Raw genomic sequence first — 10786 nt, 5'->3', positions numbered from 1 at the left:
GAGGGGGTGTGGGGCCGCTGACGGGCGCCGTCACGCACTGGTTCGCCGACAGCGGCGGCAGGGACATCACGCCCACCACGGACTCCGAGGGAGCGGGGGGCGGGGACTGCGTGGACAGCGTCTCCTCCAACGCGATGACGCCCATCACCTGCGAGGGGCCCGCCGGATCCGTCCCCACGTTGCAGACCGTCACGTTCAGCGCGACGGGGCCGTATGGGAGGGCGCTGGAGGGGCCGGTGACGTCCGTCACCACGAGGTCCGGCCCATTGCCCAGGGAGAAGGGGCCGGCGGCGCGCGGGTTGTTGTCCTCGCGCAGCTCCGTCTGCTGCTGGTTCACGTCCGCCAGGGCCACCAGGTACAGCGGCTGCGCCGCCATGGCCCCCGGCGGTGGGGGGATGGACACCGTCTTCGGGTACAGCACGCATTCGCCCGGTTCCAGCGGCGCCACCAACACCGTGCCCACCTGCATCTGGGTCGACGGCGGCGGGCTCTGGGGCGGCACCACCGTGGGCGTGGTGGACAGGAAGAGGCCCACCGTGGAGTACGACGCGGGCAGGGTGCCCTCGTTGCAGACCTTCACGTCCGTCCACAGCGACGTGCCGGGCCTGAGGCTGGCGGGCGCCGTCAGCGTGCGCACGACGAGGTCCGGGCCGGAGCCCAGCACGATGCGGGACAGGGCGGACACGTTGTTGTCCTCGCGCAGCTCCGGGATCCACGCGGGCGTATCCACGACGGCGCCCACGTACAGCGTCGGGTTCGGCATGACCGTCCCAGGGGGCACGACCGCGGTGCCGGTCACCAGGCGGGTGACGCACTCGCGCGCCTCCAGCGCCGGCACCGGGACTCCGCCCAGAAACATGGCGGACATGGGCGGCGGGCCCGACGGCGCGACGGTCAGCGAGGGCTCGTTCGTGACGTAGACCTCCAGCGGCGTCTCCGTGGAGCGCGCCGTGCCCACGTTGCAGACCTTCGCGGACACCGTGACCGGCACGTAGGCGTTCATGTTGGCGGGCATGTCCAGCGCGACGACGGTGAGGTCCGGGGCATTGCCCACGCCCACCCGCGTGTCCGCGCGGGTGTTGTTGTCCTCGCGCAGCTCCGCCACGCTCCGGGACATGTCCACGATGGCGCCCAGGTACAGGGCCTGCTCACCGGGGTTCGCGGGCGGGCGGTAGGCGGTGCCCTGCACGGTGCGGGTGGTGCACTGGCCCGCGGCCAGGGACGGCACGTTGACGCTCCCCACCGGCGCCTCGGTCAGGGGGCGGGGCTGGGACGACGGGGCCGCCAGCGACGGCACCGTGGACAGCACCACCTTCACGTCGACCGGCCCGGAGGACTGGAAGCCCGTGTTGCACACCGTCGTCGTCGCCTGGAGCGGGTCCCCCTGGCGCACGCTCGCGGGGCCCGTCACGGAGCGGATGACCAGGTCGGGGCCGTTGCCCACGCCCACCGGGCCCTGGAGGAACGTGTTGTTGTCCTCGCGCAGCTCCGTCACGCTCCGGGTCATGTCCACGATGGCGCCCAGGTACATGGGCGCACCGGGCGGCACGGGCGAGGGCGGCAGCTGCACGGCGCCGATGACGGGCACCGTACGGCACTGGCCCGCGGTCAGGCCGCCAACGGGAACGCTGCCGAGTGGGGAGGACTGCGTGGAGGGCGGCGGGCCGGACGGAGGCAGCGTCAGCCCGTTCACCGTGGACAGGTACAGATGCACCGCGCCGCTGGAGCTGGGCTCCGTGCCCAGGTTGCACACCGTCGCGGAGGCGCTGAAGGTCGAGCCCGGCGCCAGGTTCGCCGGCGCGTCCACCTTCGTGACGACCAGGTCCGGCCGTGAGCCCACGCCCATCAGGCCCCGGACGAAGCCGTTGTTCGTCTCGTCCGACTCCTGCACCGCCTTCTGCGTGTCGACGCTGGCACCCAGGTAGTAGGCGCCGTTGCCCGTGAAGCCCGAAGGCGGGCTGACGGAGATGTTCAGCGACCGCGTGACGCACTGGCCCGCGTACACGGTGCCCACGTCCGTCTGGCCCTGGGTGAGCTGGGTGGTGGGCGGCGGCTGCGAGCCCGAGGGCACCTGCTGCGTGGGCGTGGTGGACAGGTACACCTGGAGCGTGGTGCTGGAGTACACGGCCTGGTCACCGGTGTTGCAGACCTTCGCGGTGACGGTAGCGGGCTGGCCAGGCTTCGCGTTGTCCGGGGCCGTCAGCTCCGTGATTCGCAGATCCGGTCCAGGCACGAGCGCGCCGGCCTGCTGCAGGAGCGCGGGCGCTTCCTCCGGCACGGAGCCGTCCGAGCAACCGGTGAGCGCGAGCGCTCCCGTGATGAAGACATACGAATGCCGCCATGGCGGCGTACGCCGAGACATAAGGACTCCTGGAATGGGGGGACGAAGACGATACAGCCCCGGTGTGACATCCACCGGGGCAGCACGTCTTTTCTAGGATTGAAACCCCGGCAGGGAAAACATGTTTCAGTCTTCCCCCAACAGACTCTGTCTTGAGTTCACCCCACCGGTCCGGTGGCTCACCCCACCTCGACACGTCCGTTCGCCACCAGCCAGCGCGTGGTGGTGCAGGCGCGGGCGAAGGGCGCGTCGTGGGTGACGAGCAGCAGCGCGCCGGGGTAGTCGCGCAGCGCCGCCTCCAGCCGCTCGATGGACGGCAGGTCCAGGTGGTTGGTGGGCTCGTCCAGCACCAGGGCCCACGCGTGCTGGCCCAGGCCTCGCGCGATGGCCAGCTTGCGCGCCTCGCCGGGCGACGGCTGTCCGGACGCGAGCAGCCGGTGCGGATCCACGCCCAGCGCGGCCACCAGGGACATCACCCGGCCGCGCTCCTCCGGAGGCAGCTCGCGCACCGCCTCCAGCATGGCGCGCGTCTCCTCCTCGCCCAGGTCCTGGGGCAGGTACATCAGCTTCTCGCGCGGCACGCGCGCCTGCTCCAGCAGGGCCTTCAGGAGCGTCGTCTTGCCGGCGCCGTTGGGGCCTTCAATGCGGATGCGCGCCTCGCGGTCCACGTCCAGGCGCGTGGGGCCCAGCACCTCCACGTCGCCGGCCTTCAGCCCCGGCGTGTCGAACGTGAAGAGGAACGGGTTGGGGGAGCGCACGTAGTCCACGAACACGGAGCGGCCCACGGTCTTGTCCGCCGTGAAGGTGCCCACCTCGGCCTCGGCGCGCTCCAGCTCGCGGCGCTTCACGGTGACCTGGTGGCCCAGGCGGGACTCCGCCCAGCTCGCCAGCGTGGAGGGGCCCAGGCCGCGCGCGTCGCTGTCGTTCTTGTTGCGCATCCGCCGCCCGGTGCTGCGCGACAGGGTGGCGCCCTGGTGCTCGCGCCGGGCCCTGTCCAGCAGCTGCGCGGCCCGGTCCCGCTCCGCCTTGGACTGCTGGTGGGCGGCCACCTCGGACTCGCGCTCCGCCTCCCAGTGGCCCTTCGCGGCGGAGTAGGCGCCGGGATACAGGTGCGCCTCGCCGCCGTGCACGCGCAGCGTGGCCTGGGTGAGCGTCTCCAAGAGCTCGCGGTCGTGGGACACGACGACGCCCACGCCCCGGAAGCGGCGCAGCGCTGCCACCAGCCACGCCCGGGCCTCCGCGTCCAGGTGGTTGGTGGGTTCATCCAGCAGCAGCACGTCCGGCTCGCGGGCGAGCGCCGCGCCCACCTGCCAGCGCTTGCGCTCACCCGGGGACAGCGTGGGCCAGCGCTCCAGCGCGGTGACGTCCAGGCCCAGCTGGCCCTGGAGCCTGCGCGCCAGCGCGTCCCAGGCCTCCGCGAACGCGGTGATGTCGGGCGTGAGCGCCTCCACGCCCTGCGGACACAGGCACACGAGCGGCGCGTCCGGCTCGAACTGGAGCTGCCCGGACGTGGGCGTCAGCTCCCCGGACAAGAGGCGCAAGAGGGTGGACTTGCCGGCGCCGTTGGGGCCGACGAGGCCCGTCCAGCCCGCGGCAAGGTGGAACTCCACGTCGGTGAGGACGGGAACGGCATCAGTAAAGGAAAAGCAGACGCGGTGCGCGCGCACGGAGGAGGACGAGGGCATGTTGAAGCGACTCCTGAATCCGGAAGCCAGCGCACACGCCCGTCATGGGGACGCGTGGCGGCGGGGTACAGCCAGGGACCGGGGTTTCAGGCGAACAGCTTCAAGGGTCTGCGAACCTCGTTCAGGGGAAGACCTGTGACATCTCCCCGCGTGGACAGCCGGTGCGACAGGTGGAGCATGCGGCGCGGCCCGGGCGGAAGCAAGGCCCGGTGCGTGCCGTGACACGGGGCACCGACGGGACAACGCCGGTGCCCTGACAACGATTCCCCGCCAGGGGCCGGCTACTACTCGTCCGACGGCGGCGGCTGCACCCGGCGGGTGGCCGGGAGGGTGGCGCTCGCGGCGGCGTTGCGGGCCAGGGCCTGGGCGCTCATCGCGGCGGCGGACGGCTGGCGGCCGGCGGGAAGCCGGGGCGCTTCCGGCGCGGCGGCCGGGGCGTCGTTGGCGAACACCTCCTTCAGCATGGCGATGGAGCCCAGCGCGGTGGTGGCCTCGTAGGGGACGAACATCTTGTTGTCGCCCTTGCCCAGCTCCTGGAGCGTCTCCAGGTAGCGCAGCGCGAGCACCTCCGGCGTGGCGCGGCCGGTGTGGATGGCCTCGAAGGTGAGGCGGGTGGCCTCGGCCTTGCCCTCGGCCTCCAGCATCACGGCGCGCTTGTGGCCCTCCGCGCGGGCGACCTCCGCGTCGCGCTCGGCTTCCGCGCGCAGGATGCGGGAGATCTTCTCGCCCTCCGCCTGGAGGATGGCGGCGGCCTTGTCACCTTCGGCCTTGGTGACCTCCGCGCGGCGCTCGCGCTCGGCGGTCATCTGCTTGGCCATGGCGGCCTTGATGGCCTGGGGCGGTTCGATTTCGCGCAGCTCCACGCGCGTCACCTTCACGCCCCACTTCTCCGTGGCCTCGTCCAGCACCATGCGCAGCTTGGTGTTGACCGTCTCGCGGCTGGTCAGCGTCTGATCCAGCGTGAGGCCGCCCATGACGTTGCGCAGGTTCGTCATGGTGAGCTGCTCGATGGCGAGCGCCAGGTTCTCCACCTGGTAGAGCGCCCGGCCGGGATCGACGATCTGGTAGTAGATGACCGAGCCGACCTCCATGTTGACGTTGTCATGGGTGATGACCTGGACGGTCTCGAAGCCCATGACCTGCTCGCGCAGGTCCACCAGCGTGTTGCGCGTGAAGCGGGTGCCGGAGCGCATCTCCATGGCGCGCGGGCTGTCCATGAAGGGGATGAGGATGTTGAGGCCGCTGGAGGCCACGCGGTGGAACTTCCCCAGCCGCTCCACGACCATCACCTTGGCCTGGGGAACGATGCGCACACCGGTGACGATGCCGAACACGACGGCGGCGGCCAGGAACAGCAGAACAATCGTCAGTCCCATCCTACGTTCTCCTTCTTCTGCCGCGCCGGTTGCAGCGCGACTTCGTGGGACGCCGACGGGCGTCGCACCCACAACTTGAGGCCTTCAATCTGCTCCACGGTGACGCGCTCGCCCTCGGGCAGTGGGCCTGACAGGGAGCGCGCCATCCACAGCTCGCCGTTGATGCGCACGGTGCCCCCGTGCCCCTCCGCCAGCGCTTCCATCACCACGGCCTCCTGGCCCACCATCGCCTCCACGCCCGTCTTCAAGTGCACGGCGTCCCGCATGAAAACGTGCTTGAAGATGGTGCGGGACGCGCCGAAGAGGGCAGCGGACACCAGGGTGAAGGCGAAGAGCTGGCTGTTGAGGCCCAGGCCCGCCCCGGCCATCAGGGAGGCCATCAGCGCGCCCACGGCGAGCCAGAGCGTCACGAAGCCGGAGAGCTTGATCTCCATCGCTCCCAGGACGATCGCGGCAATGAACCAGAGCTGCCAGGCGGTGGGGTCCATGGGGTCCTTGTTTGGCAGCCGCTTCGGCTTCCTGTCAAACCGGGCGGCCGGGCTTCTGGAATCATTCTGGAGGGAGCAGGCGTTCCGGGCAGGGTCCTAAGGGGGCCCGAGCCGGGGGAAAAGCAGATGCCATACCTGTCCATCCGTGGTGCGCGACTGTACTACGAGGACACCGGGGGGAGCGGGGAGCCGGTGCTCTTCAGCCATGGGCTGCTCTGGGACTCCCGCCTGTTCCACAGGCAGGTGGAGGCCCTGCGGGGCCACTACCGCTGCATCATGTACGACCACCGGGGCCAGGGACTGAGCGAGCCCCCGCCTGGCGACTCGGTCATCGACCTGCGCACGGTGTACGAGGACGCGGTCGCGGTCATCCAGGCGCTGGGGCTGGCGCCGTGCCACTTCGTGGGCCAGTCCATGGGCGGCTTCGTGGGCTTGAGGCTGGCCGCGCGGCACCCGGAGCTGCTGCGCTCGCTGGCGCTCCTGGACTCCTCCGCCGCGGCGGAGCTGCCACTGACGCTGGCGCGCTACCGGCTGTTGACGGCGCTCACGCACTGGCTGGGACTGAGGCCGGTGGTGGACCGGATCATGTCGCTCTACTTCGGGCGCACGTTCATGCGCGATCCGGAGCGCTCGGCAGAGCGAGCGATGTTGCGCCAGCAGCTCATGGCGAACCCGCGCGCGGTGTGGCGGGCGATGCAGGGGGTCATCCATCGCCGCAGCGTGGAGGGGGAGCTGCACCGTATCGCGACGCCCACGCTGGTGCTGGTGGGAGACGAGGATGAAGTGACGGTGCCAGCGGTGGCGGAGCGGCTGCACCAGCGCATCCGGGGCGCCAGGCTCAAGCGGCTGCCCTGCGGCGGGCACATGTGCATCCTGGAGCAGCCCCAGGCGGTCAACGTCGCGCTGGGAGACTTCCTGGAGGAGGTGGAGCGCACCTCGCTCCAGGAAGAGATGCTGGCGGCGGCGAACTAGCCCCGGGCCTCGGGCTCGCGGCAGACGGCTTCCGACGTCTCGTCGGAGTCCGCGGACTGCACGGAGGCCTGCGGCTCGGACGGGGCGGCCGACGGGACGCAGACGCCGTAATCACCACAGGTGATGATGTGTCCGGCCTCCAGACAGAGGGCGGCGCAAGACTCCGCTTCACAGTAGGTGTTGGTGCAGTCCGGCGGCCGGGCACTGGCGGTCAGCGGCGCGAGGAGGAGGGCGGGGACCAGGAGCAGGGAACGGGGAAGCAGCGTCATGAGGTACCTCGGGAACGAGTAGCACCACTGCGGCTGAAGGCTGTCGGTGAGACGAAGACAGCCCGGCGCATGTTCGCCCGGAATCCGATGACGGATCAAACCCTTACGGATCAGCCCCGGGCCTGCTCGACGGGAGCACGGCAGACGAGATCCGCGTCGTCGGTCTGGACGGGAGCGGGCTGCACGGAGGCCTGCGGCTCGGAGGGCTGTAGCGGCTGGGTGTAGTTGCAGATGCCATATTCGCCGCAGTTGCTGACGTAGCTGGCCTCCATGCAGAGGATGGTGCACGGGGTCGTGGGCAAGCATCGGTTGCCGCAATCCGGGGGGAGCGCACTCGCGGACAGCGGCAGGAGGAACAAGCTTGCGGCGGCGAGCAGGATCTTCGAACGCTGGTTCATGGCATGGCTCCGGCTGGGGTGAGGCTTCCACCCTGCGGGAAGTCCTGCCAGTGCGCAATCACAAGTCAGACTCCACGGGACGCAATGGCCACCTGGGAGACATTCGCACCCTGTAATTTCCGTCCCTGACGGCAAATAATGACAACAGAGGCTGCGTTTAATTTGCCATTGTTGCGGCTAACCTTGCATGGCTGTCTTGCTCGAAGAGTCCAGCCATGGAGGGATTGCATGCGGATGCGTGTCCTGGGATCGCTGTGGATGCTCGGAGCCCTGATCGGATGCGGCGGCGGCGTGGAGCCGAACGAGGAGCCAGAGGCCGCCCCGGAGTCCGGAACGCGAGGGCAGCTGGCCTATCCCTGCAATGGGACCTTGCAGTGGTACGTCACCCGGTGTCCCCGGAGGGATCCGTACTGAGCCCGGGCTCGCGCCTGGCACAACCCATGAAGTCGGCTGGCCGCAAACGGAGATCCAATCTAGCGCCTGAACGCCCGCTCAGTATCCTGATCCGGCGTGAGCTACGCCGAGCTGGTGTGCCGGTCCCACTTCTCCTTCCTGCACGGCGCCTCCCATCCGGAGGAGCTGGTGGCCAGCGCGGCGCGGCTGGGGCTGTCCGCGCTGGCACTGACGGACCGCGACGGGCTCTACGGCGTGGTGAAGGCGCACCTCGCCGCGAAGGAGCACGGCGTGAAGCTGCTCCTGGGCGCGGAGCTGACGCTGGAGGACGGCCCGCCGGTGGTGGTGTACGCGCGGAACGCGGAGGGGTACGCCAACCTGTGCCGGCTGGTGTCCCACGGCCGGATGACGCACCCCAAGGGTGAAGCGGGCGTGCCCTGGCGCAAGGTGGCGGAGCATGCGTCCGGGCTGCTCGCGCTGCTCCCGGGCCCCGCGGCGCTGGAGGCGGTGGCGCCGCTGGCGGAGGCGTTTCCTGGGGGCTTCCACGTGGGCCTGAGCCGGTCGCTGTCGGCGGGGGACGCGGCCCGGGAGGCTCGAGCGGAAGCGCTGGCCCGCGCGCTGGGTGTGCCCCTGGTGGTGCACAACGACGTGCACACGCACCACCGGGACCGGCAGCCCCTGCAGGACGTGCTCACGTCCATCCGCCACGGGGTGACGGTGGATCAGGCGGGCACGCGGCTGTTCCCGAACGCGGAGCGGACGCTGAAATCCCCCGGGGACATGGCGCGGCTGTTCGCGGACCGGCCGGACGCGCTGGCGCGCACGGTGGAGCTGGCGTCGCGCTGCGAGGCCACCCTGGACGCGCTGCACTACCGCTTCCCGGAAGAGGACCTGCCCGAAGGCCGCACGGCGGATCAGCACCTGCGGGTGCTCACGGAGGAGGGGCTGCGCACGCGCTATCCGGGGGGCGTTCCGCCGGCGGTGACGAAGCAGATCGACCACGAGCTGCGGCTCATCGCGGCGCTGGACTTCGCGGGGTACTTCCTGTCGCTGTGGGACATCGTGATGTTCGCGCGGGGGCGGGGCATCCTGTGCCAGGGCCGGGGCAGCGCGGCGAACTCGGCGGTCTGCTACGCGCTGGGCATCACCGCCATTGATCCGGTGCGGATGGGGCTGTTGTTCGAACGCTTCCTCAGCATGGAGCGCAAGGAGCCGCCGGACATCGACGTGGACTTCGAGCACGAGCGCCGCGAGGAGGTGCTCCAGTACGTCTACGAGAAGCACGGCCGCCGCCACGCGGGCATGGTGTGCGAAGTCATCTGCTACCGGGGGCGGCTCGCGCTGCGCGAGGCGGGCAAGGCGCTGGGGCTGTCGTTGGATCAGGTGGACCGGCTGTCGCGCGTCGCGTCGTCGCACGGCTTCCAGGTGACGCCGGACGTGCTCCTGGAGGCAGGGCTGTCACCCACGGACGGGCGGGTGCTCCGGACGCTGTCGGTGGCGAAGGAATTGGAGGGCGTGCCCCGGCACCTGTCCATCCACGTGGGCGGCTTCGTGATGACGCGCGAGCCGCTGGTGGACCTGGTGCCGGTGGAGAACGCGGCGATGCCCGGGCGCACGGTCATCCAGTGGGAGAAGGACGACATCAACGCGGTGGGGCTGCTGAAGGTGGACCTGCTGGCGCTGGGCATGTTGACGGCGCTGTCGCGCTGCTTCGCGTTGATCCAGAAGCACTACGGCCGCGAGCTGTCCCTGGCCACGGTGCCGCCGGAGGACCCGAAGGTCTACGACATGCTGTGCGAGGCGGACACGGTGGGCGTGTTCCAGATTGAGAGCCGCGCGCAGATGAACATGCTGCCCCGGCTGCGGCCTCGCGAGTTCTACGACCTGGTGGTCCAGATTGCCCTCATCCGGCCGGGGCCCATCGTGGGCAACATGGTGCACCCGTACCTGCGCCGCCGGCACGGCCAGGAACCGGTGACGTACCCCAGCGATGAAGTGCGCGGCATCCTCCAGAAGACGCTGGGCGTGCCGCTCTTCCAGGAGCAGGCGATGCGGCTCGCGATGGTGGCGGCGGGCTTCAGCGCGGGGGAGGCGGACGGCCTGCGCCGGGCGCTGAGCCACAAGCAGGCGGAGGCGCGCATCCTCCCGTACCGGGGCCGCTTCGTGGGGGGCTGCGAGGCGAAGGGCTATTCGCGCCAGCAGGCGGAGGAGTGGTTCGACCACTTCCGGGGGTTCGCGCACTACGGGTTCCCGGAGAGCCACTCCGCGAGCTTCGCGCTCATCGCCTATGCCTCCAGCTGGCTGAAGTGCCACTACCCGGCGGCCTTCACCGCGGCGCTGCTCAACTCACAGCCCATGGGGTTCTACGCGCCGCACACGCTGGTGGCGGACGTGCAGCGGCACGGCGTGGAGGTGCGGCCGGTGGACGTGCGCCGCTCGAACTGGGACTGCACGCTGGAGGACGGCGCGGTGCGGCTGGGCTTGAGGATGGTGCGCGGGCTGGGCGAGTCCTCGGGCCGGGCGGTGGAGAGCGCGAGGCGGGGGGACTACGCGAGCGTGGGGGACCTGGCGCGGCGGGCGCGCATTCCCAGGCATGAATTGACGCGGCTGGCGCTGTCCGGAGCGCTGGCGTCGCTGTGCGGGGCGCGCAGGCAGGCGCTGTGGGAGATCCAGGCGCTGGGGCCGCTGGACGCGGACGACCTGTTCTTCGGCATGTCCATGGACGGCACGGCGGTGGAGCTGCCGCCCATGGGGGTCCAGGAGCGGGTGGTGGCGGACTACGACACGGTGGGGCTGTCGCTGGAGAAGCACCCGCTGGAGCTGCTCCGGCCCACGCTGAAGCGGATGGGGGCGGTGACGGCGGC

Annotated in this window: 9 protein-coding genes; 3 read left to right on the top strand and 6 right to left on the bottom strand. The window is 70.7% G+C overall.

Annotated features, from left to right (window positions below; genetic code table 11):
* The 4 genes from D7W81_RS35385 to D7W81_RS35370 all read right to left on the bottom strand — a co-directional run.
* On the bottom strand, positions 1-2362 hold a 2362-nt coding region (locus D7W81_RS35385; RefSeq protein ID WP_279637916.1), incomplete at its 3' end, for a CARDB domain-containing protein.
* Between the two features lie 158 nt (positions 2363-2520).
* Entirely contained in the window at positions 2521-4026 is a 1506-nt protein-coding gene (locus tag D7W81_RS35380; RefSeq protein WP_120559797.1) for an ATP-binding cassette domain-containing protein, read from the bottom strand.
* A 284-nt stretch (positions 4027-4310) separates the two neighbouring features.
* Positions 4311-5402 (bottom strand): SPFH domain-containing protein, encoded by a 1092-nt coding sequence (locus D7W81_RS35375; RefSeq protein WP_120559796.1) that lies wholly within the window; start codon positions 5400-5402, stop codon positions 4311-4313.
* The gene (locus tag D7W81_RS35370; protein WP_120559795.1) at positions 5393-5890 is read right to left on the bottom strand and encodes an NfeD family protein; all 498 of its coding nucleotides are present in this window, start codon (positions 5888-5890) and stop codon (positions 5393-5395) included. Before D7W81_RS35370 ends, D7W81_RS35375 begins: the two co-directional genes overlap by 10 nt.
* Positions 5891-6016: 126 nt before the next feature.
* On the opposite strand from D7W81_RS35370, the gene D7W81_RS35365 reads away from it, so the two are divergent.
* A complete protein-coding gene (locus D7W81_RS35365) occupies positions 6017-6862 on the top strand; it encodes an alpha/beta fold hydrolase (protein ID WP_120559794.1) in 846 nt (281 codons plus the stop codon).
* Here D7W81_RS35365 and D7W81_RS35360 read toward each other — a convergent pair.
* Positions 6859-7131 (bottom strand): hypothetical protein, encoded by a 273-nt coding sequence (locus tag D7W81_RS35360; RefSeq protein ID WP_120559793.1) that lies wholly within the window; start codon positions 7129-7131, stop codon positions 6859-6861. The genes D7W81_RS35365 and D7W81_RS35360 overlap by 4 nt on opposite strands.
* Before the next feature lie 110 nt (positions 7132-7241).
* Positions 7242-7529 carry a hypothetical protein gene (locus D7W81_RS35355; RefSeq protein ID WP_120559792.1) on the bottom strand — a complete coding sequence of 96 codons (288 nt, stop codon included), beginning with the start codon at positions 7527-7529 and terminating at the stop codon, positions 7242-7244.
* 228 nt (positions 7530-7757) lie between these two features.
* Here D7W81_RS35355 and D7W81_RS35350 point away from each other — a divergent pair, with 228 nt between their 5' ends.
* A complete protein-coding gene (locus D7W81_RS35350) occupies positions 7758-7943 on the top strand; it encodes a hypothetical protein (RefSeq protein WP_120559791.1) in 186 nt (61 codons plus the stop codon).
* Between the two features lie 96 nt (positions 7944-8039).
* Positions 8040-10786 (top strand): error-prone DNA polymerase (locus D7W81_RS35345; protein WP_120559790.1); only part of this gene is annotated, 2747 nt, incomplete at its 3' end.

Origin of the sequence: Corallococcus aberystwythensis (assembly GCF_003612165.1) — a bacterium.
GTDB classification, from domain to species: Bacteria; Myxococcota; Myxococcia; order Myxococcales; family Myxococcaceae; genus Corallococcus; species Corallococcus aberystwythensis.
The sequence above is the reverse complement of the archived record's forward strand: the minus strand, read 5'-3'. Positions and strand labels throughout refer to the sequence as shown.